Origin of the sequence: Arthrobacter sp. QXT-31, assembly GCF_001969265.1 — a bacterium.
In the GTDB taxonomy this organism is placed as follows: Bacteria; Actinomycetota; Actinomycetes; order Actinomycetales; family Micrococcaceae; genus Arthrobacter.
Window position 1 is genome coordinate 3,937,711 of record NZ_CP019304.1, and the last position, 26,122, is coordinate 3,963,832.

A 26,122-nucleotide genomic window follows, 5' to 3' on the forward strand; every position below is an offset into this window, starting at 1 on the left:
CCCGCCGTCGAAAAACTGGAGGTGCAGTGGCAATCTTTACGGACCCCATCAGGGAGCACGCTGATTTCGGGCCGGGGGATGCTGAGTGGCTGCACCTCCTGGTGGGCGACTGGCAGATGGTGGCCGATCTCGCGTTTGCCGACCTTGCCCTGTGGTTTCCCCATCCCGAGCATGGCTACGTCGCCCTGGCGCACGTCCGGCCCTCCACGACACATACGGTGTTCCACGCCGACTTCGTCGGGGAGGGCATCCGGTCGGACCTGCAGCCGCTGGTGGACAAGGCGTGGGAGAGCCGCACCATTGAGCGTTCCAGTGAGACGAACTGGAGCAGCGACATGGCCCTGCGGGTTGAAGCAGTGCCGATGGTCAGGAACGGCCGGACGCTGGCGGTGGTCACCTCGCACATGGACCTGTCCAGTTCGCGGATGCCCTCCAGGCTGGAGCTGACCTACCGCCAGTGTGCCTATGACCTGCTGCGCATGGGCACACTGGGCCTCTGGCCGGACTTCGCCTCGCCGACCGGTTCCCGCCGCGGCGCTCCGCGCGTAGGCGACGGCCTGATCCGGCTCGACGCCGAGGGCATCGTGCAGTACGCCAGCCCGAACGGCGTCTCGGCTTTCAGACGCCTCGGTGATGGCGAATCCCTGGAGGGCCGCTCACTGGCAGAGGTCACGGCGGGCCTGCTGAAGGACCGCCGCATGGTGGACGAGACGCTGCCGCTCGTTGTAACCGGGCGGATGCCGTGGCGCAGTGAGATCGAATCCCGCGGCGTGAGCCTGTCGCTGCGCGCGATTCCGCTCAGAGACGAGCAGCAGCGGTTCGGGGCCTTGGTCCTATGCCGCGACGTATCCGAGCTGCGGCGCCGGGAGATGGAACTGGTCACGAAGGACGCCACGATCCGTGAAATCCACCACCGGGTCAAGAACAATCTGCAGACGGTTGCGGCGCTGCTGCGCATGCAGTCCCGCCGGATGGTCAGCGACGAAGCAAAGCAGGGCCTCGAACAGGCCATGCGGCGCGTGGCAACGATTGCCCTCGTGCATGAGACGCTATCGCAGGGGCTGACTCAAAGCGTTGATTTCGATGAACTCATCGGACGCCAGTTCCGCCTGTCCGCAGAAGTGGCGTCGCCGTCCCAGCAGGTCCGGACGCAGCGGTCGGGCCTGTTCGGTGAGCTCCCCAGCGACTTCGCAACGCCGCTGGCGCTGGTGATCAACGAACTCGTCACCAACGCCGTCGAACACGGACTGGAGGGACGTACCGGCACGGTGTGGCTGCTCGCCGACCGCTCGGCGAACGAGGACGACGAGGAACTGCTCACTGTCACCGTGGCGGACGACGGCGTTGGACTGCCGGACACGCCGCATGTGGAGGGCCTCGGGCTTCAGATTGTCCGGACGCTGGTCACGAGCGAACTCGGCGGCACCATCCAGTGGCAGCCCCGTGAGGGCGGCGGAACCGCGGTGCAGATTGTCCTGAGCCTGGCTAACCGCTGACATGAAAAAGCGACGGCCGCGGACCAATGGTCCGCGGCCGTCGCTTTTAATTCCTGTGGCAGCTGTTTGCTGCAGTAACGCGTCAGGAAGCGCGGCGTGCCCGGGCTGCACGGCGCTTAAGCGCACGGCGCTCGTCCTCGCTCATGCCGCCCCACACGCCGGCATCCTGTCCGGACTCCAGCGCCCACTGAAGGCAGGTGTCAACTACCGGACAACGGCGGCAGACGCTCTTCGCTTCTTCGATCTGCAGCAGGGCCGGGCCCGTGTTGCCGACGGGGAAAAACAGCTCCGGGTCTTTGTCGAGGCAGGCCGCGCGATTACGCCAATCCATGCTGATCAGTCACTCCATTCCTGGGAAGTCAATAGCCTTTGTGAAAAAATTCACTAGGGCTTACATAGGAAAGGGGCCCTGCAGGGCCCCCTTGGTCATCTGGATCAAGCGTTTCATGTTAACGCTGTGTAAACAAGGGGTAGTGGACTACGAAATCCGCCAGAAACGTGAGCGATGCATCACATCCACGGGCTGTCCCGCCGCGTGTCGACTATCTCGGGTAGTGTGCCAGTGTGTCAAGAGCCCCAAAAGACCCGTCCGGCCCGTTCTCCCACGACGGGGACAACAACGGCATCCCGGAGGAGGCGGCCCCGGCCAGCGCGGAGCCCTCAAACCCGGGCCGTCCCCGCGCGATCGCCGTGATCTCCGCGATTGTGGCAGCTGAGGCGACCGCCTTGCTGGGGGCGGCGGCCTGGTACGGTTTCCAGCTCGTGACTGGCGCGCCCGTCATGTCGTTTTGGGGTGCTGTCTTCACACTCGGCCTGCTCCTGGCATTTGCGGCCTGGCTGTACGCCGTTGCGGTGTTCCTGTTCCGGGGTTTCCGCTGGCCGCGCGCCGGGGCACTCGTGGCGCAGCTGTTCGTGCTGACGATCGGGTTCCCGACCCTCACCGGCGGGTTTCCCGTGGCCGGTGCCGCGATGCTGATCCCGGCCGCCACGGCTATCATCCTGCTGTTCGACAAGCGTGTGATTAGCTTCGCCTCCCGCGCAGCTTCTGCACCACCAGCACTATGACGCAGTTGGCGCCCTGACGCGGCTGGCGCCCAGCCCCCTGGCCCGGTTGTCTCACCCTGCAGTGCCCTCGTCCGGCCGCCTGCTCGGCATTTTGGCTCCATCTTCGGCCAGGGCCAGCTGGACTGGCAGTGCCGTACCGTCCGCCACGAGCAGGGCGCGTCCCGGCGGGGGATGGGAATCCGGCTCAATCCGCAGCCCGAAGATGTCGCCATCCAGGGGACTGCGGGGTGCGATGAGGACGCCCTTGCCGCCACTGCGGGCCGCGAGCGCCAGCGGGACGCGCTGCATCAGCGACTGGCTGAAAGCAGCGGAAAAAACTATTGCCCAACCGCGGCTGTTCAGGTCCGCGAGATGCTGGTGGGCGGCGGCAGGCAGCAGGTCGGCGTCATCGACGAGGAGTATCGCGTCCCGGGGCAGGCGGCCTTCCACGGCATCTTGGTGGACCTCAGTCCAGAAGCCGTCCGTTCCGGTTTCCTGGCCGGCCTGCAGCCACGCGGTCACCGACGGATTGAGCGCCGGCAGGGAGGCAAGGAATGAGGACTTGCCAGAACCTGCACTGCCCAGCACGGCAAGGACTGACCCTCTCGGCAGGCACACGGCGGCCGGTGCGGGTTCGTCCCCGCCCACGCCGACCACCAGGCGCGGTGAGGCTGTGCAAACGGGAGCCGTTGCGGGAACAGCCCCGGGTGCAGGGGCATCCGAATTTGAGGAATTGAGGCGGCGGGCGTCATTATCGGGGCCGTCTGAGGCGGGAACGGCTGAAGCCTGCCCGGCTCCAGGCATCCGGGACAGTACGTCCGCCACTGAGAGCCGCACCGGAAGGGGATCCACGCGGAAGGGCCTGACCTGCACCGGCCTCTGCGCCGCACCGCCGGCGGCCGTGCCTCCTCCGTGCCCGACGCGTCCGCTTCCCGGGACGAAAAGCTGGCAGACGGCCTGGCGCCCGGCGCACAGGGCGCCGGATGCGACGGCGCGCCCCGGAACCGGCGGAAGGTCTGGCATTTTGGGCCACGCCAGCCTGCTCTCGGCGCTGGCGCCCCGCGGGCAGTAGACGCGGTTGGGGATGGCCGGAAAGAACCGCGACGTTACGAGTTCGCGGTCGCCGGAGATCACGACGGTGATTCCGGCAGGGCGGCCATCCCTGACAATGTCCTGGAGATGGTCTTCGGCGCGGTTCAGAGGACCTGAGCGGAGGGCCGACAGCCACGAGCCCCAGCCGGAAACGGCCAGCACCAGCGCCGGACCAGGAGCTTCCGTAGGCCGGCTGAGCCGCTCGGACATTGCGGTGGCCAGGCGCTCCAGCAGGCGCACGCCGCGGCGGAGGTCGCGGAGGTTTACAAAGGATCCGGTGCGGTGTGCGCCGGCCAGGCCCGCCAGGGACCCGTCCGCATCGAGGACATAGAGGTGGCATTCGGTGGGATGGGTCAAGAGCTGTTGGACTGCCGTTGACAAGGTGCAGGCAGCATCGCCGGATCCCGCGCCGATCAGGGCCAGATGCCCATCAGTTCCGGGCCGCCAGCTGAGATCGGCGAGCCGCTGTTCGTCGGGCAGGTCCAGCAAACCGAGCCCGACAACCCAGTCACCGGTCATCCGCGGCACTGCGTCGACGGACACGGTGCCTGCAGGGAGGGGACAGTCAGGGAGGGGACCGCCAGGGACAGGACTTTCAGGGCCCGGGCCTTGCGCGGTGAGTGTTGCCACGTCAGCGGCTTCCACCAACTCGTCTGGCAAGGGTGGAGCCACCGGACGGCGCACCGCGCAACCGCCCATCCCGGCCCACAGCGCAGCAGCCAGCTCCACGACAGGCCTGGCAGTGTCGGACGGGGTCGCCGGCGCAGGACTGCTTCCGTCGACGAAAGGCAGCATGGCAAGCGCCTCGGTGGTCTCCAGCACGCTGAGGCAAGGCGAGGAGTCCCCGTTAACCGCGGCAAGTGACGCCGACTGGAACTCCTCCGCAGGTTCGGTTCCCCTCGCCAGGTAGGCCCGGCCGGGCCGGTTAACGGGTATTGCCGAGGCCGCTTCGGTGCCGATGACATCGGCCGACTCGTGCGCGGACTGCACACGCAGGGCGATGCTGGTTGTGACGTTCGCGCGGATGTCCGAGGTGAGAGCCCCCTGTGGGCGCTGGGTCGCCATGATCAGGTGGATACCCAGGGACCGGCCGATGGCCGCAATCCTCATCAATTCGGTGAGGGTCTGCGGAGCGTCCTCGACCAGCACCCGGAACTCGTCAATGATGAGGATCAGCTGGGGGAGGGGCGGCCCGCCAGCCGGTGCCAGGCGATAGGCGGCCAGATCCGGGGCTCCGGCGGCTGCGAGAACTTGTTCTCGCCTGCGGACTTCTGCCCGCAGGGACACCACCGTACGCTCCAGCTCGCTGCTGGCAAGGTCCGTCAGCATGCCAACGCAGTGCGGGATACCAGTCAACGGACTGAGCCCGGACCCGCCTTTGAAGTCGAAGAAGAGGACATTGACGCGGTCCGGCGGATAGCACAGTGCGAGCCCGGCGGTCATGGTGCGAAGCAGCTCCGATTTCCCGGAACCCGTGGTGCCGGCAACGAGGACGTGCGGGCCGTCGGCCTCAAGGTCGAGGACGCGCACACCCCGGGCGGTGCGGCCCAGGGGAATGGTGAGTCCTGGCGCCAGCCTGCCCGCCGCCCAGCGCTTCGCCGTCGCAGCGGCTGACACGTCAAGGAGAACGTCCAGCCCGCAGCGTGCAGGCACGGCATGACCGTCGGCCGGAACGTCAGGGAGGGACGGCCCATGGGTCCGGCAGTAGCGGTCGAAAACACCGGCCGGCACCAAGTCTGCGATAAAGCGCTGACACGAGTCCCGCATGCGAAGCACCGCTCCGCGCTCGCCGAGTTCAACGTCGGTCTCCGACGGCTGCTGTCCGGGCCCAGAGAGATGTAGCACCCGCCAGCCCAGCCCCCGCGCGGTTGCGATAACGCCTGCCTCCGCGGTGCCGGCTTCCGCACTGCCGAACAGCAGCAGTATGCGTGCCGTGCCCTTCCTGCCGGACGCGTCCGTCAGGGCCGCCATGGTGTCAGGAGCCCTTGTATGGAGTGACACGCCGGGAAGGAACCGGGCAGCCAGCGGCAGGACGGAAACCGGTCCGTGAATCGCGATCCGGGTACCCCTGGCCAGCGGATAACCGGTGAGCTGCATGAGGAAGTAGCGGACCAGGCCATGAACCTCCGCTTCCGGCCCCCGGACGGACACGACCGCCGGGCCGGGGTCAAGGAGCAGCGGCACCGCGCCGAGCCCCGGGGGTTTGAAGCCCGGCCGCTCCGGCTCCAGCCGGATATTGGCCAGCTGATCGGCCAGGCCAAGCCGGAGCCAGACAGAGGGTGCAGGATTGGGCACTTCCCTGGACAGTGGAACCTCCCGGGCGGGGTGCGGGCCGCCGCCGGCAGGGCTCCTCACGGCAACCGCGGCGCCCACGGCGAGGACAGCAGCTGACGGTGCGGACCGTCGTCGTCGTTCCCGATCCTGCGCGGCTGCCGCCGCGACTGCCGACGTGAGTTCACGGCGCTGCCGGGCGCCTGAGACCAGTGGGACGAGCAGGGTTACTGCCGACACCAGCGTGAAGGCCAGAAACATCCATGTCCCCGTCATCAGGGCCAGGCCCACACCGATGATCACCGGGAGAACGGCCCCGAGAACCAGCACCGACCGGCCCGCCGGTGCGGCCGGACCGGGCACGGCAATAGGCTCCGCCACGGTGCTCCCGGCAAATCCAAGGGCATCCTGCTGTGCCGCCGGCGGCCCAGCCAAAACGACCGACATGGAGGAATTGCCGCAGCGGATGCGGGAACCGATTGCGATGGCTGTTTTTGACACCCGTTTGCCGTCAACCTCCGTGCCGTTGACGCTGCCAAGGTCCACCAGGGTCAGGGCTGTGTCCGAAACCTCAATTTTGGCGTGCTCGCGGGACAGGTCGGCGTCCGGGATCGTCAGCTCAGTGCCGGTACGGCCGATGCGGTAGGTTCCCCGCCGGAGCGGAAGCACGGAGCCTGCAGCAGGGCCGCTGTCCACCGTGAGGAGGACGGCGGCAAGTTCTCCGGCAGTGCCCGGGCCGGACACCGGACAGGAGGCAGGGCCGTCCACGAGGACAGCCCCGTTGACCAGGGGCGCGTGGCCGGCAGTCAGCTCCCGGAGCGGCAGGCCGGCTACTGTCAGCGCGCCAGTCCGGAATGTGCGCGTGAGCTCTGCCTCCAATACTGTCCCGGGGCACCTCTCCGGGGCCGTCACCGTCAGCTCTACTGGCATGGTTGGGGAACCGGGGCGGCTGGAAGCAGCTCCAGGGGCGCGGACCAGAGTGCATTGCAGCAGCACCGGCGATCTCCGTTCTTCGGGAAAACCTGGGCACCACGCTAGTGTCGGCGCGGCCCGAAGTGAGGCCGTGAGTTGGTCCATGTGGAAAACCCGGCCGCTTCCCCGCACCGCGGAATCCTGCTACGCCGCACCCGGCCGCGGAATCGGCGTAAGGTCCGGTCAGCGGATAGTGTTAAGCAAAACCGGGTGTGGCAGCGTGGCTGCCGCCTGCCAGTCCTGAGAGAAAAGGCTTCTGACTCGTGAAGATTGCTGTAATTGCGTTGGGAAAAATCGGGCTGCCGCTGGCTGTCCAGTTTGCTTCCAAAGGCCATGACGTCGTCGGCGTCGACGTCAACCAGCAGGTAGTGGAGCTGATCAACGCGGGGACCGAGCCGTTTCCGGGTGAAGCCCACCTGCAGGAGAAGCTTTCCGAGCTGGTTCCCGCGGGCAGGCTTCGTGCCACCACCGAGTACGCCGATGCTGTTCCGGGCGCGGACGCCGTGGTGCTGGTGGTCCCTTTGTTCGTGGACGCGGATGCCAAGCCTGACTTCGGCTGGATGGACGGCGCAACGGCCGAACTGGCCAAGCACCTGACGCCGGGCACCCTGGTGTCCTATGAAACAACCCTGCCTGTGGGCACCACGCGGACCCGCTGGAAGCCGGCCCTCGAGGCGGGCTCCGGGCTGGTTGAGGGTAAGGACTTCCACCTCGTCTTCTCGCCGGAACGCGTGCTGACCGGACGCGTGTTCGAGGATCTGCGCAAGTACCCCAAGCTGGTGGGCGGCCTGTCCGAGGCGGGCGCGGCCAAGGCCGTTGAGTTCTACGAGTCGGTGCTGGACTTCGACGAGCGTGCTGACCTTCGCCGGCCGAACGGGGTCTGGGACCTGGGATCCGCGGAAGCGTCCGAGCTGGCCAAGCTGGCCGAGACCACTTACCGCGACGTGAACATCGGCCTGGCCAACCAGTTCGCCCGATTCGCGGGGACCGCGGGCATCGACATCTACCAGGTCATCGAGGCTTCCAACTCGCAGCCGTACAGCCACATCCACCAGCCGGGCATCGCCGTCGGCGGTCACTGCATCCCGGTCTACCCGCGCCTGTACCTCTGGAACGACCCCGAGGCCACAGTGGTCCGGGCCGCCCGCGCGGCCAACGCCGACATGCCGGATTACACCGTGGGCCTCCTCGAGGGTGCCTACGGCGATCTCACCGATGCCCGTGTGGTGGTGCTCGGTGCCGCCTACCGCGGCGGCGTGAAGGAAACCGCCTTCTCCGGCGTGTTCGACGCCGTTTCCAGCCTCGAGAAGCGCGGCGCCGTGGTGACGGTGCACGACCCGCTCTACACCGATTCTGAACTGGAAAAGCTCGGCTTCACCGCGTACCACGTGGGCGAGCCCGTTGACGCGGCCATCGTCCAGGCAGACCACGCCGAGTACCGCACGCTGGCCCCGGCTGACCTGCCCGGCATCAAGGCCTTCATTGACGGCCGCCGGGTGAGCTCCGCTGACCGGTGGGACGGCGTCGTTTACCGCGTTATCGGCAAGGCCTAAAGAGCGCTTCGCGGCCGCCTTGGCCGCTGCGGCCGGTCCGCAGCGGCACTTTTCGAGAGGAATCACAGTATGACGACGACCATTGCTCCGAGCGCCGACGTTTCGGACCAGGCAATCCTCGGCGAGGGAACGAAGATCTGGCACCTGGCCCAGGTGCGAGAACAGGCGAACCTCGGCGCGAACTGCATCGTGGGCCGCGGCGCGTACGTCGGCACCGGAGTGCAGATCGGTGAGAACACGAAGATCCAGAACTACGCCCTGGTATACGAACCGGCCAAGCTCGGCAAGGGCGTCTTCATCGGTCCGGCCGTGGTCCTGACCAACGACACCTACCCGCGGTCGGTCAGCCCCGACGGCTCGCTCAAGAGCGCCCACGACTGGACGCCGGTGGGCGTGACCATCGAGGACGGCGCCTCGATCGGTGCCCGCGCCGTGTGTGTTGCCCCGCTGACCGTGGGGCGCTGGGCCACCGTGGCCGCCGGCGCCGTCGTCACGAAGGATGTGCCTGCCTTCGCCCTGATGGCCGGCGTTCCCGCCCGGCGCCTTGGCTGGGTGGGCAAAGCCGGTGAGCCGCTGCGCCAGGAGGGGGACTTCTGGGTTTGCCCCGCCACCGGCGCCAAATACATTGAAGACGGAAATTCCCTGAAAGAGTCTGAGGAGAACGCATGAGCTACGACTTTATCCCCGCGGCGAAGCCGATCATCGGCGACGACGAGCGGGCCGCCGTCGACGCCGTTCTGGCCACCGGAATGCTGGCCCAGGGCCAGCAGGTCGCCGAATTCGAGAAGGAATTCTCCGAGGTTCTCCTCGACGGCCGCTCCTCCGTGGCCGTCAACTCCGGCACCTCGGGCCTGCACCTGGGCCTCCTGGCCGCCGGCGTCGGCGCAGGCGATGAAGTCATCGTTCCCTCGTTCACCTTTGCCGCGACCGGCAACTCGGTGGCGCTGGCCGGGGCCACCCCGGTGTTTGCCGACATCGAACTGGACCACTACACCCTGGACGTGGACCACGTCGCCTCGCTGATCACGGAGAAGACCAAGGGCATCATGCCCGTCCACCTGTACGGGCACCCGTTCAACGTCGAGGGCCTCGGGAAGCTCGCTGCCGAACGCGGGATCGACCTGTACGAGGACGCAGCCCAGGCCCATGGCGCCAGCTTCAACGGTCAGAAGGTGGGAACGTTCGGCAAGTTCGCGATGTTCAGCCTCTACCCGACGAAGAACATGACCTCCGGCGAGGGCGGCATGGTCTCCACCCCCGACAGCACCGTGGAGCGGAACCTGCGCCTGCTGCGGAACCAGGGCATGGAAAAGCAGTACGAGAACGAGCTGGTGGGCTTCAACGCCCGGATGACAGACCTGCACGCCTCCATCGGCCGGGTCCAGCTGAAGAAGGTCCTTGGCTGGACCGAACAGCGGCAGCAGAACGCGGCGTTCCTCACCGCCAACCTCCAGGGCGTCGGCACGCCGAAGGTCGCCGAGGGCGCCTCGCACGTGTACCACCAGTACACGATTCGTGTGCCGGAGGACCGGGACGGACTGGCCAAGGCCCTGCGCGAGGAATTCAACATCGGCACGGGTGTGTACTACCCGGTTCCGAACCACCGCCTGCCCTCGTTCAACCGCACCGAAGACCTGCCCAACACGGAAACCGCGGCGAGGGAAGTCCTGTCCCTGCCGGTGCACCCGTCGCTGAGCCAGAACGACCTGGACCGCATCGTCACCGCGGTCAACAAGCTCGTCCGGGCAGGTGCGTGATGGCTAACCTGCGCGTCGGCCTCATTGGCCTGGGCATGATGGGCCGCCACCACGCGCGCGTGGTGCGGGAGCTCGACGGCGTCGACCTGGTCGCCGTCGCCGACTCCTTCGGCGACCCGCACGGCGTCGCCGGCCAGCTCGGTGTCCTGTCTTCGGTCGAGGAACTCATCGCCGCCGGTATTGACATGGCTGTGGTGGCCGTGCCCACCGGCCTGCATGAGGAAGTCGGCCTGGCCCTGGCCGACGCCGGGGTCCATACCCTCGTGGAAAAGCCCATAGCTTCCAGCGCGGAGGCCGGTCAGCGGCTCGTTGACGCCTTCGACGCGAAGGGCCTCGTCGGCGCCGTCGGACACATCGAACGGTTCAACCCGGCGCTGCAGTCACTGCGCAAGCGGATCGAAGCCGGTGAACTCGGTGACGTTTACCAGATCGCCACCCGCCGCCAGGGCCCCTTCCCGGCCCGGATCGCCGACGTCGGCGTGGTCAAGGACCTCGGCACCCACGACATCGACCTGACCGCGTGGCTGGCACAGAGCCGCTTCGAGTCGATCTTCGCCCGCACCACCACCCGCAGCGGCCGCCCGCACGAGGACATGGTCGCCGCGACAGGGCAGCTCGGCAACGGCGTGATCACCAACCACCTGGTCAACTGGCTCTCCCCGATGAAGGAACGCCTCACCATCGTCACCGGTGAAAAGGGTGCCTTCGTCGCCGACACCATCACCGCGGACCTGACGTTCTTCGAGAACGGCACGGTCGCCACCGAATGGGAATCCATGGCCGCTTTCCGGGGCGTTTCCGAAGGCAACGTCACCCGGCTCGCCATCGCCAAGCCGGAACCGCTGCGGACCGAGCACGAAGCCTTCCGCGACGCCGTCCTCGGACTGCGCAACGACATCGTCACCATGCGGGAAGGCTTGGACACGCTCCGCGTGGCCGAAGCCGTGCTGGAATCCGCCACCAACCGGCAGATCGTGAAGATTGCCGCTTCGTGAGTGACAACAGACCTGTCAGGGCCACCGTGGCAACACGGCTGTTCACACCCGAAGTGGGTGCGGCCTCGTTCCGGCTGAAAGCTCTTGTAGACGGACTGGTGGCCGGCGGCGCGGACGTTCGCGTGGTGACCACCAGGCCGCCCAAGGGATCACCGGCGTTCAAGCCCCGGTACAAGGTCTCCCGGTGGCCAGTGCTCCGCGACGCCGGAGGCAATGTGCGCGGCTACGTGCAGTACATGAGCTTTGACTTGCCCGCCTTCTTCCGGCTGCTGTTTTCGCGCGCCGACGTGGTGGTGTCCGAGCCACCGCCCACCACCGGGGTAGTGGTGGCGCTGACGTCGGCGCTGCGGCGCAGGCCGTTTGTCTACTATGCGGCGGACATCTGGACTGAAGCCCTGTCCGCCACGGACGTGCCCGCCGTCGTCATCCGTGTGATGCGCGCCGCCGAGGGGTTTGCGCTGCGCAGGGCTGCCAAGGTCATCGCCATCTCGGACGCCGTGGCACAGAAAGTCGAGCAGTTCGGCGTTCCGCAGAACCGCGTGACCGTCGTCGGCAACGGCATCGACACCTCGGTGTTCGGCCCCGAGGGGGAGAGCGCCGGGTCCGACGGACCGTACTTTGTGTACACCGGAACCATGTCCGAGTGGCAGGGCGCCGACATCTTCATCCGTGCCCTGCCTGCGGTGCTCGCCGAATACCCCGGCGCCAGCATCCGGTTCTTCGGGCAGGGTGCCGACGAACCCCACCTCAGGGAGTTGGCCGGGGAAACAGCGCCCGGCCGTGTGACGTTCGGCGGGGTCATCCCGCCCGCTGACGCGGCCCGCTGGATCCGGGGCGCAGCCGCAGCCCTGGTAAGCATCAAGCCGGGCCAGGGTTACGACTTTGCCAAGCCCACCAAGATCTACGCCGCCGCCGGCTGCGGGACGCCCGTGGTCTTCGCCGGAACCGGGGAGGGCGCGGCGCTCGTGTCCGCCAACGGACTCGGTGAAGCGGCCAGCTACGACGTGGACAGCGTCGCCGCCGCCATGTGCCGTGTTGCGGCTGCTGAAAAGTCCGGCGGCAACGCGGACGGCCGGGATGCCAGGGCCGGCTGGGTGCAGCAGAATGCCTCGCTGGCAACGTCAGGGCAGCATGCCGCCGCTGAAGTGCTGTCCACCGTAACGTCCAAGGGCTAGTTTGAACCACCGGGACGGCCCTGCAGGGCCGCCCCCGAATACGGGACGCATTTTAACTTCGGGTAGTCTAGACCCGGCAGATAGGGCTGCTGAACCCTGCCACCAAAACACACAGGAGAGTTGTGAACGCTGATCTCGTCGTAGTCGGTTCGGGTTTTTTTGGCCTGACAATCGCGGAACGCGCCGCCACGGAACTGGGGCTGAAAGTTGCCGTCCTGGACCGCCGCCACCACATCGGAGGCAACGCGTACAGCGAAAATGAGGCCAAGACCGGCATCGAGGTCCACCGGTATGGCGCCCACCTCTTCCACACCTCCAATGAGCGCGTCTGGGAGTACGTGAACCGCTTCACGGCGTTCACCAACTACCAGCACAAGGTCTACACCAGCCACAAGGGCGAGGTGTACTCCATGCCCATCAACCTGGGCACCATCAACCAGTTCTTCCGGTCCTCCATGGGCCCCGGCGAGGCACGTGCCCTCATCCAGGAGCAGGCCGGCGAACTCGCTGGCACCGATCCGCAGAACCTCAACGACAAGGGGATCCAGCTGATCGGCCGCCCCCTGTACGAGGCGTTCATCAAGTACTACACGGGCAAGCAGTGGCAGACGGACCCCAAGGACCTGCCCGCCGAAATCATTTCCCGGCTTCCCGTCCGCTACAACTACGACAACCGCTACTTCAACGACACGTATGAGGGACTGCCGGTTGACGGCTACACGGCGTGGATCGAGCGGATGGCCGACCACCCGAACATCGAGGTCCACCTCAACACGGACTTCTTTGACGGCGGCGAATACGGCCGGTCGGCCGTGCGCGGCCAGGTGCCGGTGGTCTACACCGGCCCCGTGGACCGCTACTTCGACTACGCCGAAGGCGACCTGTCCTGGCGCACCATTGACCTTGAGGAAGAAGTGCTCCCGATCGAGGACTTCCAGGGCTGCTCGGTGATGAACTACCCGGACGAGGACGTCCCGTTCACCCGGATCCACGAGTTCCGCCACTTCCACCCCGAGCGCGACTACACCAAGGACGCCACGGTCATCATGCGGGAGTTCTCCCGCTTCGCCGAGAAGGGCGACGAGCCCTACTACCCGGTGAACACGGCGGTGGACCGCGAGAAGCTCCTGGCCTACCGCGACCTGGCCCGCGGCGAGGACTCGGTGCTTTTCGGCGGACGGCTGGGAACCTACAAATACCTCGACATGCACATGGCCATCGGCTCGGCCCTGAGCATGTTCGACAACAAGATCAAGCCGCACTTCAGCGGCGGCGCGAAGCTGGAAAGCGGAGGAGTAGACGCATGAGCGTAGCGACGGAGTTCCGGCAGGGAACCGAACCCGGCAGCGACGAGACAGTGTGGAAGACAGTCCACCGGGTTGTCTTCCCGGTCGACGGCGACACCGACACCCTCCCGCTGTACGTCGACTTCGACGCTGCGCGCCGCGTGGTGGAATCGCAGGATTCGGGAGGCAAGCGCGGTCCTGCCGCTGCGCAGCAGGCGGTGCTGCGCAGCGAGATGCGCTCGGACTTCATCCTCGGCCGGCGCCAGCTGTCGCTGCCGGCTCACCGGCGCGTTTCCTTCGGAACCTATTTCAATGCCTTCCCCGCCAGCTACTGGCGCGCCCACACGGAAGTCCAGCAGGTCCGCCTGAGCGTTGAGGTGGACGCCGAGGCTACCGTCATCGTCTACAAGTCCAGCCCCCGCGGCAGCTCAAACCGCGTGCAAAGCCTGCACGTCACGGGCGGCACCACGGCCACCTGCGACCTGACCCTGACCACGTTCGCCGACGGCGGCTGGTACTGGTTCGACCTCGTCGCCCACGGGGAGGATGTCACCCTGAAGCAGGCGGAGTGGTCGGTTCCGCAGCCGGAAGGCTTCAGCCCGGGATCGCTGTCCATCGCGGTCACCACGTTCAACCGGCCGGACTACTGCGTCAAGCACCTGCGGACCTTTGCCGAGTCCGAGGAGTTGCTCGCGGTCATGGACCGGCTCATCGTCACGGACCAGGGCAACCAGAAGGTCCGCGACGAGCAGGGCTTCGAAGAAGCCGCCGCCGTGCTCGGCGACAAGTTCAAGCTCGTTGAGCAGGGCAACCTCGGCGGCTCCGGCGGCTTTGCCCGGGGCATGCACGAGGCTGTCGAGGGCGGCGAGAGCAAGTACGTCATGCTCCTCGACGACGACGTTGTCGTGGAGACCGAAGGCGTCCTCCGGGCCGTCAACTTCGCCGATTTCACCCGCAGCGCCACGATCGTGGGCGGACACATGTTCAACCTCTTTGAACGCTCCGTGATCCACAACTTCGGCGAGGGAATCAACGAGTACCGGTTCCAGTACCAGCCGATGGGCGAGGGGCAGAGCGCCCACGACTTTGCCGCCAGCAACCTGCGCACCACCCCGTGGATGCACCGCCGGATCGACGTCGATTACAACGGCTGGTGGATGTGCCTGATCCCGACGTCGATCATCCGGGAAATCGGGCTGGCCCTGCCCGTCTTCATCAAGTGGGACGACGTCGAATACGGCATCCGAGCCAAGGCGAACGGCTACACCACGGTGAGCCTGCCCGGTGCGGCGGTGTGGCACATGCCCTGGACCGAGAAAGACGACACCATTGACTGGCAGGCTTACTTCCACCAGCGGAACCGCTGGGTGGCGGCGCTGCTGTACTCGCAGTACGAAAAGGGCGGACGGCTGCCCATCGAGAGCTTCCTGCAGGACGTCAGGCACCTCCTTTCGCTGCAGTACTCGGCAGTGGAGCTGAGGAACCGTGCCCTCCAGGACCTTCTCGCTGGCCCGTCGCATCTGCACCGCACCATCGGCGGTAAACTCCCGGAAATCCGCAAGGTCCGCGCGGAGTTCCCGGATGCCCAGGTCAGCAAGGACATCACCGAGTTCCCCGCCGTCAAGCGGCTGCACCTGCCCAAGTTCGGCATGGTTCCGACGCGCCCCAAGAACTTTGCGCAGACCGTAACCGGCGCACTGTCCGGGGCGATCCGCCAGCTCCGTCCGGTGGACCCGGCTGCAACCGAGCACCCTGAGGCAGTGGTGCCCGCGGCGGATGCCCGCTGGTGGCGTCTTTCGCACCTGGATTCAGCGCTGGTGTCGGCGTCCGACGGCACGGGGGCCTCGTGGTACCGCCGGGACAACGTCCGGTTCCGCAAGGAGCTGCTGCGCAGCCTCGCCCTGCACACACGTGTGCTGGCCCGCTGGGATGAGCTCTCGGCGGCCTACAAGAAGGATCTGCCGAACTTCACGTCCCCGGATGCCTGGCGCAAGACCTTTGCTGCCAACTCCGGCTCCGGCGCTGAACAGCAGAAGCCTGGTCAGTGACAAACGGACGCACTTTGCCAACACACCAGGACTCCGGCCGGGCTTTGGTGGCTCCGGGAACCGGGAACGGGCTCGTAGATGTGTTCCGTTCCCGGTTCCTCCTGAAGCTGCTTGTCCGCAAGGAGCTCAGGATCAGGTACCGGGGCTCGATCCTCGGACTGCTGTGGACCTACGTCAAGCCCGGGGTCCAGTTCGTTGCTTTTTACATTGCCCTCGGGGTTTTCCTGGGCCTGGAGCAGAGCCCGACGAACCGGGGCGGGTTGCCCAACTACGCGGTCTACCTGTTTTCCGGGATTATTCTGGTGAACTTCTTTACGGAGTCTCTGAGCACGGCCACGCGGTCGATCGTCAACAACAGCGGGCTGATCAACAAGATCTACCTGCCGAGGGAACTGTTTCCGGTCTCCTCGGTGTGGGTCTCCGCGGTGCACTTCTTTCCGCAGCTGTTTGTCCTGGTGGTGGCCTGCCTGTTCAGCGGCTGGCGCCCCGGCCTGATGGAGCTGGTGACCGCCGTCGCCGGTTTTGTCATGATCGCGCTGCTGGCCACCGGGCTCGGCCTGTTCTTCGGGTCCGTCAACGTCTACTTCCGGGATTCAGAGAACCTGGTTGACCTGATTCTGCTGATCGCCACCTGGGTGGCACCCGTGCTGTATTCCTGGCGAATGGTGCTGGATAAGGCCGGCGAAACCTGGTTCACGGTGTACCAGCTCAACCCGATCACGATCGCAGTCGAGTGTTTCCACCATGCCTTCTGGCTCCCAACCACGGCCGGGGCGGAAGGAAGTCCGCCGAACCTGCTCACCGTGTGGGTGCCGGTGGGGATTCTGGTCTCGCTTGCCATCCTCCTCCTCGGCCAGTGGACTTTCCGGCGGCTCGAGGGCCGCTTCGCACAGGAGCTGTAAGCCTTGACTACTGCAATCGAAATCCGCAATATCAACAAGCAGTTCGTGCTCAGGCACACCCGGTCGCTTAAGGAAGCACTGGTGTGGCTCCTGCGGGGCCGCAAAGGTGATTTGTCCAAGAAGTTCCATGCCCTCCGCGACCTGTCCATCGACGTCGAACACGGCGAGACAGTGGCCCTGCTGGGGCTTAACGGTTCCGGAAAGTCCACGCTGCTCAAGCACATCTCCGGGGTCATGCTTCCCGATTCGGGCACGGTCCGCACCGGCGGGCGGGTGGCTGGCCTGATCGAGGTCGGTGCCGGTTTCCACCCGGATCTCTCAGGGCGTGACAATGTGTTCCTCAACGGAGCGATCCTTGGGATGACAGAGGCCCAGATCAAGGAAAAGTTCGACTCCATCGTCGAGTTTGCCGAGATCGGGGAGTTCATCGACACCGAGGTCAAGTTCTACTCCTCGGGCATGTATCTCAGGCTGGCGTTCTCGGTGGCAGTCCACACGGATCCCGATGTCTTCCTGGTCGACGAAATCCTGGCCGTGGGCGACGAACCGTTCCAAAAGAAGTGCCTCGCCAAGATCAAGGAACTCGCGGCGGCAGGCAAGACGCTGGTGGTGGTCAGCCATGACCTCGACCTTGTTGCGCATGTCTGCGAGCGTGGGGTGCTCCTGGAACACGGGCGGGTCATCATGGATGGCCCCGTGGCCGACGTGATTGGCCGCCTCCGCGGCAATTAGGCTCCTGCCGCCCCCGCACCACCACGGTTAATCCCGGATCTGTCAACGGCTGGGGCGCGCCGGACGGCCGCCTGCCAAGCGGCCGCGGCAACACTCGTAAATTCAAATTGGAGGAAATGTGTCCTGGCTCGAGACCTTGCCAGCTGTGTTTGTTGCGTTGGCAATCGTGCTCCTTCCGGGTGCCGCGCTGGCGTGGGGCCTCGGGATCCGGAGACTGAGCCTTTTCGGACTGGCCCCGCTGTTCTCTCTGACCCTGGCCGGGGTAGGGGCCGTTATTGCTGCCTGGCTGGGCGTCCCCTGGAGTCCGGCCGTGGTACTGGCCATCACTGTCCTGGCCACTGCGGGTGCCTGGTTCCTCGTGGGCCGGCGGGCGGCGCTGGACGCTGCCGCGCCGGAAAAATGGCCCCTGGTCGCGGGCGTCGCGGCCGCCATTGCCGTAACTGCACTGATGGTCGGACGCCGCATCACGCAGCTCGTGGGAGCCCCGGACAATATCTCCCAGCGGTACGACAACGTCTTCCATTTGAACGCTGTCCGCTACGTCCTTGATACCGAAAATGCCTCGTCCCTGGACCTGGGCCGGATGGGCGGCAACGGCAGCGGAAGGGCCACGATCTATCCAGCCGTGTGGCACTCCCTATGTGCCATGGTCACGCAGGTTACCGGGACAGAAATAGCGGTTTCGGTCAATGTGGTGAACCTTGTCGCAGGGGCGGTCATCTGGCCACTCTCCGTTGTTTTCCTCACGCGCGTCATCCTGGGGCCCCGGCTGATGGCACTGGCCGCTGCCGCGGTGCTCTCCGGGGGCTTCGTCGCTTTTCCTTATCTCCTCATGGTTTGGGGACCGTTGTTCCCGAACCTTCTCTCAGCCAGTGTTCTGCCTGCGGCACTCGCCACGGTCATCCTGGTCTGCAGGATCGCCCCGGACACGGATGAGCCGCGTCTGCGCTCCTGGCTGGCCTTGTTGGTTGGGTTACCGGGCCTTGCCTTGTCCCATATGAGTTCCGTGAACGCGCTCCTGGCCTTCAGCGCCCCGATGCTGCTGTGGAAGCTGGCGGTGCACGTCAGGGGACTGATCCGCGCCCGTGCACCTCTGGGCAAGTACATCCTCCCGGTTGCTGCTACAGTGCTGGCGGCCGCGGCCGCAGCCGTCATCTGGAAGCTGGTCCGCCCAGGTTTTTACGGCGGCTGGAAACCGCACCAAACTGTGCCGGGCGCCATCGGCGAAGTCGTCAGCAACGCCCCCGCGGGGACCGACGTCGCCATCCTCACCTCCATCCTCGCCCTGATCGGCATTGCCACTATTGTGAGGCGGCGGACGCTGTGGTGGCTGCTCGCCTGCTACGTGGTGGCCGGATATCTATACGTCGTGGATGCAGGTTACGAGGCCGGGTGGGCCCGGGACTTCTTCACTGGAACCTGGTACCAGGACGTTAACCGGCTTGCAGCCTATCTGCCGATCTTCGCCGTCGTCCTGGCTGCTCTCGGTGTCACTGCCGTAGTTGAAGCCGTCCGCAGTATGATCTCCCGGCAGGGTGGCAGGCTGCAATCCCTGTTTCCCGCCCGGCGCGCAGCGTTCATGGATGTTCGCGGTATTCGGTTGCCGGACCTTGCCGGAGGAGTTGTTGTGTGCGCGCTCCTTCTTGTGCTGACGCAGACTGGCACGGTCCGGGACTACATCGTGGATAACAAAATCTTTTATCAGCGCGATACCAAGGAATCGATCCTGTCGTCGGACGAATACAGGCTGCTTGACCGCCTTCCCGCCGAGGTGCCCGAGGATGCTGTGATCGCGGTGAACCCGTGGAACGGCGGATCCTTGGCCTATGCCTTCGCCGACCGCAAGGTCCTTGAATACCACCAGACCCAGCGCATGAACGATGACCTTCGGATTATCGCCCAGGACCTGGCCAACGCCGCCTCTGACCCCAAGGTGTGTGCCGCAGTACGGAAGCTGCAGGTCACCTACGCCCTGGACTTCGGCGAACAGTATCTGCTGAACCACCCGTCCAGCCGGATGTATCCGGGCCTCCAGGACCTTGAGAAGTCACGGAGCCTGCAGTTGGTGGACTCTGAGGGCGAAGCCAAACTCTACAAGGTGACAGCCTGCGGATAAATGCAGGCGGCGGCAAAAAGCCCCGGTCCTTCCACCTGGCGGTGGCAGGACCGGGGCTTTTACCGTACCGCCAAATATCGACTGAAACGGGCAGTGGCGTCAGCCTCCGAATGCCTGAATCAGCGCTGCCACGGTGCGTTCGGCGGCATGGCCGTCGCCGTAGGGTGTGGCATCTGTCGGGGCCGGCGCCGGTCTGCGCACGGTGTCGGCCAGGACACTGAGATCCCTGCTCACCAGCACGTTCCAACCGAGCTCAACGGTCTCGACCCATTCCGTTTCGGGCCGGATGGTGGTGCAGGGGGTGCGGAGCAGGAAGGCTTCCTTCTGCAGTCCGCCGGAGTCCGTGATGACGCCGGCACTGTTGCGGACAGCGTGGACCAGCTGCGGATAAGCCAGCGGGGACGCAACCCGCACCGCTCCCTGCTCGAGCTCAATGCCGTGCTTGGCCGCGAGGCTGACGAGCCGGGGGTGGGCCAGCAGGAAGACCGGCTGCTCGAGGCTGGCCAGGGACCCGATGATGGCGGCCAGGCGTTCGGGGGAGTCGGTATTGTCCGGCCGGTGGATGGTGCAGACGTAGTATGCGCCCGGAGTGGCGTCGACGGGCAGCGGCTGCCCGCCGCCCTCGAGCATGTCGCGGACCTTAAAGAGGACGTCGGTCATGACGTCCCCCACCAGGACCGTCCGCTCGGCGAGGCCTTCGGTGGCGAGGTGCTTGACGGCCACCTCGGTCGGTGCGAGCAGGAGGTCTGCGCTGTGGTCGGTCAGGACGCGGTTGTGCTCTTCAGGCATCCGGCGGTTGAACGAGCGCAGTCCGGCCTCGAGGTGGGCCACGGGGATGTGCATCTTGATGGCGGCGATGGCAGCGGCCAAGGTGGAGTTGGTGTCCCCGTAGACGAGGACGCAGTCGGGCGCCGCCTCTTCCATCACGTTTTCCAGGCCGTGCAGCATCGCGCCCGTCTGGGCGCCGTGCTTGCCTGAGCCGACGCCAAGGTTGAAGTCCGGTGCGGGGATGCCGAGGTCGCGGAAGAAGACGTCGCTCATGAGCTCGTCATAGTGCTGGCCGGTGTGAGCGATGAGGTGGTCTGCGCGGCCCTTCATGGCCGACGCAATGGGAGCAAGCTTCACGAACTGGGGGCGTGCACCAACCACGCTGAGAATACGCATGAAGAGGACTTTACCGTTCCATCTGGAGGGGTCGGGAATCGGGGCGGTGGAAGATCAGTTCTGCGGGAGCAGCCGGCGAAGAATCTCCCGCTCCGTGTCTTCGTCGACTTTCGAGCTCAGTTCCATGGCCGCACCGTGGGCGTTGGCCTTGCTCGCGGCGATCTGCGGCCTGTCCAGCCGTCGAAGGGCTTCGGCGAGTGATTCCGGTGAGAAGTCTTCGGTCACGGCGCCGAGGTCGAAGCGCTCAATGAGCCGGGAAGTTTCAGGTGAAGGGCTAAAGACGATGGCCAGGCGGGCCTGGACAAAGTCGAAGAACTTGTTGGGCAGCATCAGCGCATGGTTCCGGGTCTGTGGCGGAAGGCTGAAGATTCCGACGTCGTAGGCGTTCAGTACGCGAGGCAGGTCCGCAGGGCTGACAGGAGGGTGGAACGTCACCTTGTTGGGGCCCGAGGCGAGGGATTCCAGGAAGCGCAGGTACTTCCCTCCGTCCCTGGCAGGAACAAGATAGAAGTCAAGGCTGTACCCGGGGCCCAGCATGTTGACCGCATGGATCATGCCTTCCAGGTTCCTGCCAGGTACGGCAGCACCGCTGTGAACAAGCCGGATCGTTTCCTCGGACAGGGGGCTCGGATGCAGGTCCTCGAACGCCCGGGAGTTACGGACGGTAGCGGTATCGCACCCGAATTCCTGTGCATACAGGTGGGCGATGGAATCGTTGACTACTGTCACTGCCTGGGTCCGTGGCAGGTACTTCGCGCAGACATAGGTCATAAAGGGCTTAATCAGTAGCCGCCAGGACAGGACGTGGACCCGTTCCTCCGGAGCCCATTCGTGCATGTCCCCCCAGACGGGTGCTCCTGCCGCCAGATGATGTGCCAGCGGAAGCGCCCTGGCCTCGTTCGCAACCACAAGATCGAAGGTGCGGCCGGCGGCAAGATCGGCGGCCGCCCGGACGGCGGGCGCCGCGAGCTCAAGGCGTTTGTAGAACCGGACTGCCAGAAGAGCGACCCCGGCCACCGTCTGCGGAAGCGAGGGGAGCGCGGCGTCCAGCCGGAGATGTTCGGCTGCTGCATCGGGTTTCTCCCCGTAACCGAGGGTCGTCACGTCGCCATACTCGGCCAGGACGTCAAGCTGCCGGAGCACGCGTGCGTCGGCCTTGATATCGGAGAACGAGATGCAGAGAATCTTAGGACGCATTGTTCGATTCTACGGGCAGACGCCGGCGTGACCCGACGCCGGCGGCGCTCCCGGCCCTCTCCGGCAGAGGCTCTGCTTCGAATCCTGTATGCCTGTTATGCGATACTTGCGTAGTGAGTCGTACCTGGATTGTCATCCCTCTGTTCAATGAGGCCCCTGTCATCGGCTCCGTCATCAAAGACCTTCTGCCGGAGTTTCCGCATGTCGTTTGCGTCGATGACGGAAGCACCGATGCCTCGGCCTCAGTTGCACGCTCAGCCGGCGCCGTCGTCGTCCAGCACCCGGTAAATCTCGGACAGGGCGCTGCCCTGCAAACGGGATTCGAGTATGCGCTTCAGGACCCTGAAATGTCCTGCGTAGTGACGTTCGACGCCGATGGGCAGCACCGGGTGACGGACGCTGCCGCCATGGTGGCAAGGATCCGCGCCGGAGAGGCGGACGTCGTCCTGGGATCCCGTTTCCTGGATTCCCGCACGCGCATCGGGCCGATGAAAAGAATGGTGCTGCGCACCGCTGCGGTTCAGTCGCGGTGGAGCACGGGCATGCCACTGACGGACGCGCACAACGGACTCCGGGCCTTCAACCGGCAGGTTGTGTCCAACATCCACCTGACGCAGAACAGAATGGCCCACGCTTCCGAACTGATTCAAATCCTTGCGGCCATGAAGCCCAGATGGACTGAGCACCCGGTGGAGATTATTTACACCGAGTATTCGAAATCGAAGGGTCAGTCACTTCTCAATTCCGTCAACATTCTGGCGGACCTGCTGTTTAGGTAGTCCTCATGATCATCATCGTTCAAATAGTTCTGGTCATTGTCGTTGTCATCTTCTCCCTGGTTCTGGTCCGCGGGGGATCAAACGCGAAGCACATGGCCGTACGGCGAATTATGGTGATGCTGTTCGCCATCTCCGCCGTCATGTCGATTTTCTTTCCGACGCTTCTTAGCCAACTGGCGCGCCTGGTCGGTGTCGGCCGCGGCGTTGACCTCATGCTGTACGCGTTCATTGTCTCTTTCCTCGTGTACATGTCTACGACGCACCAGCGCTTCCGGCAGACCGAGACCACATTGACCAAGCTGTCCCGCAGGATCGCCCTGGATGAGGCCGAGCGCCCGTGGGAGTACGCCCAGGCCGCCGCTGAAGCATCGGGGGAGCAGACGCGGCAGACCCCGCCGGCGGTCCATGGAGAAACGCCAAGGTCAACGTCGGAACCCCGCCACGCCTGAGGAACTGTGACTACGGGCCGCAGGGCTAACCTGTAACATCCCTTACGCCCGGGACCGTACAGCTAGCTGCCGTTGGTGGCAGCCAGCTGGTGGTAATGCCGGGAGAGTTCCTCACAGCTCTTTTGGAGGCTGCGCTCCGTGACGGCGAAAGTGCGGGCAGCCGTGCGCAGCTGCTCCATGGACGGCCGGTCCATGCGGAAGATGTCTTCCATTCTTCTGCGCAGCGATCGGATATCGTCTTCCGGAACGAGATAACCGGAACCGGGGCCCGCCATCTCTGAAATGCCGCCGCTGTTGTAGGCGATCACCGGGGTCCCGCAGGCCTGTGCCTCGAGAAGTATGAGTCCGGCCGCCTCGCGTGCGCCATTGTGGAGCCTGCTGGGCGCAACCAGCACATCTGCCTGCTGAAGCTGCTGAAGCACGCCGGGACGGTCAAGTTGCCCCAAAAATGTTATATGGGCGTTCTGCTTAGCCGCGGCTGCGACTTCCTCCTCCAGTGGACCCCGACCCGCGACCACGAGCCGGTGGGGAACAGTGCCGATGAGTTCGTTGGAAGCCGTTATCAGGTGGGCGATGCCCTTTTGCTGGTTGAGGGCGCCAATAAACAAGGCAACAGGTGCCGGGTTTTCAGTGTTCCGTTGCCCCGGCACGAAAACATCGGTATCGACGCCCTGGTAGTGGACGTCGATCTTTTCTGCGGGGAAACCGTTCTGAACAGCAAGGCCGGCCAAGTACCTGCTTACGGCCAATATGCGGGTGCTTTGCTCCATCGACTGACGAAGGTTGTATTGGTGCCAACGCGCCATCATGGAGGTTGGCTGTCTGCCCGCGGCGACGACGTCCGCACCGTGCACGGTGGTGAGCAGGGGAGTACCCGCGCGGCGGGAAGCTTTTACTGCCGGCCAGGACCAGGTGGCAAAGTGCTGATGGATCACGTCCGGACCGTAGTTGGCGATGGCCCTGGCCATCTTGGGCATGACGACGGGAAGATACTTCTCCCGGGCTTTGAAGGGCAAATGTCTTTGCGGCGCAAAGTCCACGATGGGAAGATCGGCGGGAATGCCGGCTGTCTCTGCAGCCATTGTGAAGAAGCGGAACTCCATTTCTCCGCTCATTTTCAACGCGTGGGCGACAGCGAAGTAGGTAGGGGGAATGAGCAGGGAGCTCTTAGTGAGTGCGATCTTCATCAGTGACCTAATCTGGGTTTCCCGCCGACCGACATTGCCGTGGGGCGGTGACAGTATGTCTTACTCCGCCGGGGCAGCGACCTTAAACCTTGCAGCAAATACCTTCTCCGCGGCTTGGAGTCCAAAATAGGCAGACGGAACTCTTCCTGAATGGAGGAAATGCCAGGCTGTCCGTACCGCCGGAAGATCAGCAGCCAGCAGAACGTCCGCGGAGGACAGCATGGCCATCGCCTGGGGGTCGGCGCGAACAGCCCGCCAGTAAACCTTGGACGGGTCGGTGGGGCCCAGCGAAAGCAGCAGACGGCCCAGCGGCGATGTCCGCAATGAACCTTCGAGCCTTGCCACCGGCAACTTTGCCAGAAGCCGGTCGAGCAGGGGCGTCCGGCGCGGCGCGAGTACGTGCGAGGACGCCAGTTCAAGTTCCGGGGCGGCTGGAAGCTGCGCGACCAGGGACACGGTGACTGCGCGTCCCGAAACCCGGCTGAATACATTGGCGGGAGGAACGTCACCAAAGGCGGAACGGAACACTTGTTCAGGAACCGACGTCGAACCCACCAGAACAACGACGTTGAGGGGCTTATCCATTGTTGGCCTCCGCTACGAGTTCGGTCAGGTGCCCGATCCGGGGCTGCAGCTGTTTGTCCCGGGACAGGTGGTCTGCCCAGGCCTGGTTTCTCGCATAGTCCCCGGAAGTCATGACGGCCGCGCGTTGTGCCGTCTTCAGGATTGTTTCGGCGATGCTCTCTGGCAAAAGATCAGGAACGGGGAACCAGTCCTGATGACCGGAGAGGATGGACGTGGAGGCCGTCTCAGGATGGTGCAGGGAAGCGATGGGAAGCCCGCTTGCCGCGTATTCAAAAACTTTGCCGCTGGTCACATACTTGCTCTTGCCGAGGATGAGCATCAGGGCGTCAAAGCCCTTGTACTTGTCGGCAACGGCCGTCTTGCTGACGGGGCCTTCATAGGTGACGCCGTCGCCGGCGTACTCCTTCAACAGTGCCAGGATGGCGGGATCGGGTTCGGAATAGTGTCCCAGGCGGCCGTGAATCTCGAACCTGGAGTTCCGGAGAAGTTCAGACCGGCTACGGGCGATCCGCCAACCCTCCAAGGACTCCCGCAGGGGCATGGGCCCATAGATGGTGCCGAGGTAGCCGAACACCAGTCCTTCGGTAGCAGACCGCTCCGGCTTGGACATCCCCGCGAAGGCCTGTGCAAAATCCGGATCGAAGGCATTCGCAACCACTTGGAAACGGCTGGACCCGGCGGGGTAGGTCTTGGCGTGCCAGTCGCGGATGGGTGCGTTAACGAACCAGACTTCCGCGGCGGAGCGGAGGAGCTTTTCCTCAAGCCTGGCGGAGCGGCTCAACCGGGAACCCACGAACGTGTCCGTGTAGACATTCAGGTGCCACGTGTCGCGATAGTCCATGACATACGGGATGCCCGCTTTTTTGTACAGGTGCCAACCCGGCATAAAGTCAACATTCGGGTTGGCCGTACCGATGACGAGGTCGACCGGGTCATCCTGGTGGATGCGGTCTGTTTCGTCGAGGAGAGCCTTCTTCCAACCGCCGTAGACAGGCTCCGGGAACGCCATCCGGTCGGACTTCGCCCGCATGAAGGACCAGAGAAGGTTTGACGCTATCCTCGCCCGGGACCATTTTGCGAGGTCCGGCTCACCGCGGATCCAACTGAACGGCGCACGGACGATGCGAAGGCGCGGATCAACCTTCCGTTCGAGCTCAATATCGGTACCCGTTTGGAACTCGAAGACCTCCCTCGTTGCCGTGAGGACGGTAACCTTCCACCCAGCATCAACAAAGGCGTTGGCGGTGGCGAGCGCACGGTACACGCCAGCGCCCCGCGAGGGAGGAAAACCCCAAGCAACGTACAGCAGATGTGGGCGCTTC

At 65.2% G+C, this 26,122-nt stretch carries 21 protein-coding genes; 14 read left to right on the forward strand and 7 right to left on the reverse strand.

Annotated features, from left to right (window positions below):
- The first annotated feature begins 26 nt into the window (after positions 1-26).
- Positions 27-1,496, forward strand: a complete 1,470-nt coding sequence (locus BWQ92_RS17900; protein ID WP_076801737.1) for a sensor histidine kinase — start codon at positions 27-29, stop codon at positions 1,494-1,496.
- Between the two features lie 82 nt (positions 1,497-1,578).
- On the opposite strand, the gene BWQ92_RS17905 is transcribed toward BWQ92_RS17900, so the two are convergent.
- Entirely contained in the window at positions 1,579-1,827 is a 249-nt protein-coding gene (locus BWQ92_RS17905) for a WhiB family transcriptional regulator (protein WP_003804966.1), read from the reverse strand.
- Between the two features lie 233 nt (positions 1,828-2,060).
- Here BWQ92_RS17905 and BWQ92_RS17910 point away from each other — a divergent pair, with 233 nt between their 5' ends.
- Positions 2,061-2,561 (forward strand): hypothetical protein, encoded by a 501-nt coding sequence (locus tag BWQ92_RS17910; protein WP_076801740.1) that lies wholly within the window; start codon positions 2,061-2,063, stop codon positions 2,559-2,561.
- A 51-nt stretch (positions 2,562-2,612) separates the two neighbouring features.
- On the opposite strand, the gene BWQ92_RS17915 is transcribed toward BWQ92_RS17910, so the two are convergent.
- A complete protein-coding gene (locus BWQ92_RS17915) occupies positions 2,613-6,833 on the reverse strand; it encodes an FtsK/SpoIIIE domain-containing protein (RefSeq protein ID WP_172804303.1) in 4,221 nt (1,406 codons plus the stop codon).
- A 305-nt stretch (positions 6,834-7,138) separates the two neighbouring features.
- Between BWQ92_RS17915 and BWQ92_RS17920 the strand changes: the two genes are divergently transcribed.
- The 10 genes from BWQ92_RS17920 to BWQ92_RS17965 all read left to right on the forward strand — a co-directional run bounded on the left by BWQ92_RS17920 (position 7,139) and on the right by BWQ92_RS17965 (position 19,439).
- Positions 7,139-8,428 (forward strand): nucleotide sugar dehydrogenase, encoded by a 1,290-nt coding sequence (locus BWQ92_RS17920; RefSeq protein ID WP_076801744.1) that lies wholly within the window; start codon positions 7,139-7,141, stop codon positions 8,426-8,428.
- Between the two features lie 69 nt (positions 8,429-8,497).
- Positions 8,498-9,097, forward strand: coding sequence for an acyltransferase (locus BWQ92_RS17925; RefSeq protein ID WP_003804954.1), 600 nt, complete (start codon positions 8,498-8,500; stop codon positions 9,095-9,097).
- Complete coding sequence (locus tag BWQ92_RS17930) at positions 9,094-10,185, forward strand: DegT/DnrJ/EryC1/StrS family aminotransferase (protein ID WP_076801747.1); 1,092 nt, start codon at positions 9,094-9,096, stop codon at positions 10,183-10,185. Before BWQ92_RS17925 ends, BWQ92_RS17930 begins: the two co-directional genes overlap by 4 nt.
- Positions 10,185-11,180, forward strand: coding sequence for a Gfo/Idh/MocA family protein (locus BWQ92_RS17935; protein ID WP_076801749.1), 996 nt, complete (start codon positions 10,185-10,187; stop codon positions 11,178-11,180). The genes BWQ92_RS17930 and BWQ92_RS17935 overlap by 1 nt, the downstream gene beginning before the upstream one ends.
- Positions 11,177-12,355, forward strand: coding sequence for a glycosyltransferase family 4 protein (locus tag BWQ92_RS17940; protein WP_076801751.1), 1,179 nt, complete (start codon positions 11,177-11,179; stop codon positions 12,353-12,355). The genes BWQ92_RS17935 and BWQ92_RS17940 overlap by 4 nt, the downstream gene beginning before the upstream one ends.
- Before the next feature lie 122 nt (positions 12,356-12,477).
- Positions 12,478-13,662 (forward strand): UDP-galactopyranose mutase, encoded by a 1,185-nt coding sequence (gene glf / locus BWQ92_RS17945; protein WP_076801753.1) that lies wholly within the window; start codon positions 12,478-12,480, stop codon positions 13,660-13,662.
- The gene (locus BWQ92_RS17950) at positions 13,659-15,689 is read left to right on the forward strand and encodes a glycosyltransferase (RefSeq protein WP_076801756.1); all 2,031 of its coding nucleotides are present in this window, start codon (positions 13,659-13,661) and stop codon (positions 15,687-15,689) included. The genes glf and BWQ92_RS17950 overlap by 4 nt, the downstream gene beginning before the upstream one ends.
- A 14-nt stretch (positions 15,690-15,703) precedes the next feature.
- Positions 15,704-16,591, forward strand: a complete 888-nt coding sequence (locus BWQ92_RS17955; RefSeq protein ID WP_236782996.1) for an ABC transporter permease — start codon at positions 15,704-15,706, stop codon at positions 16,589-16,591.
- Between the two features lie 3 nt (positions 16,592-16,594).
- Complete coding sequence (locus tag BWQ92_RS17960; protein WP_076801761.1) at positions 16,595-17,323, forward strand: ABC transporter ATP-binding protein; 729 nt, start codon at positions 16,595-16,597, stop codon at positions 17,321-17,323.
- A gap of 118 nt (positions 17,324-17,441) precedes the next feature.
- Positions 17,442-19,439: a DUF6541 family protein gene (locus tag BWQ92_RS17965; protein WP_172804305.1), complete on the forward strand. Its 1,998-nt coding sequence runs from the start codon at positions 17,442-17,444 to the stop codon at positions 19,437-19,439.
- A 99-nt stretch (positions 19,440-19,538) separates the two neighbouring features.
- On the opposite strand, the gene wecB is transcribed toward BWQ92_RS17965, so the two are convergent.
- Positions 19,539-20,603, reverse strand: coding sequence for a non-hydrolyzing UDP-N-acetylglucosamine 2-epimerase (gene wecB, locus BWQ92_RS17970; protein WP_076801766.1), 1,065 nt, complete (start codon positions 20,601-20,603; stop codon positions 19,539-19,541).
- A 54-nt stretch (positions 20,604-20,657) separates the two neighbouring features.
- Complete coding sequence (locus BWQ92_RS17975) at positions 20,658-21,800, reverse strand: hypothetical protein (RefSeq protein ID WP_076801768.1); 1,143 nt, start codon at positions 21,798-21,800, stop codon at positions 20,658-20,660.
- A 113-nt stretch (positions 21,801-21,913) separates the two neighbouring features.
- On the opposite strand from BWQ92_RS17975, the gene BWQ92_RS17980 reads away from it, so the two are divergent.
- Both BWQ92_RS17980 and BWQ92_RS17985 read left to right on the forward strand, forming a co-directional pair.
- Positions 21,914-22,579 (forward strand): glycosyltransferase family 2 protein, encoded by a 666-nt coding sequence (locus tag BWQ92_RS17980; protein ID WP_216639950.1) that lies wholly within the window; start codon positions 21,914-21,916, stop codon positions 22,577-22,579.
- 5 nt (positions 22,580-22,584) lie between these two features.
- Positions 22,585-23,028, forward strand: a complete 444-nt coding sequence (locus BWQ92_RS17985; protein WP_076801770.1) for a DUF2304 domain-containing protein — start codon at positions 22,585-22,587, stop codon at positions 23,026-23,028.
- 62 nt (positions 23,029-23,090) lie between these two features.
- Here BWQ92_RS17985 and BWQ92_RS17990 read toward each other — a convergent pair whose 3' ends face one another.
- The 3 genes from BWQ92_RS17990 to BWQ92_RS18000 are packed head-to-tail and all read right to left on the reverse strand — an operon-like array spanning position 23,091 to position 26,064.
- On the reverse strand, positions 23,091-24,215 hold the full coding sequence (locus tag BWQ92_RS17990; protein ID WP_076801773.1) for a glycosyltransferase: 1,125 nt from the start codon (positions 24,213-24,215) through the stop codon (positions 23,091-23,093).
- Between the two features lie 60 nt (positions 24,216-24,275).
- Entirely contained in the window at positions 24,276-24,800 is a 525-nt protein-coding gene (locus BWQ92_RS17995; RefSeq protein WP_076801776.1) for a hypothetical protein, read from the reverse strand.
- Positions 24,793-26,064 carry a glycosyltransferase gene (locus BWQ92_RS18000; RefSeq protein WP_236782997.1) on the reverse strand — a complete coding sequence of 424 codons (1,272 nt, stop codon included), beginning with the start codon at positions 26,062-26,064 and terminating at the stop codon, positions 24,793-24,795. Before BWQ92_RS18000 ends, BWQ92_RS17995 begins: the two co-directional genes overlap by 8 nt.
- Between the last annotated feature and the right edge of the window lie 58 nt (positions 26,065-26,122).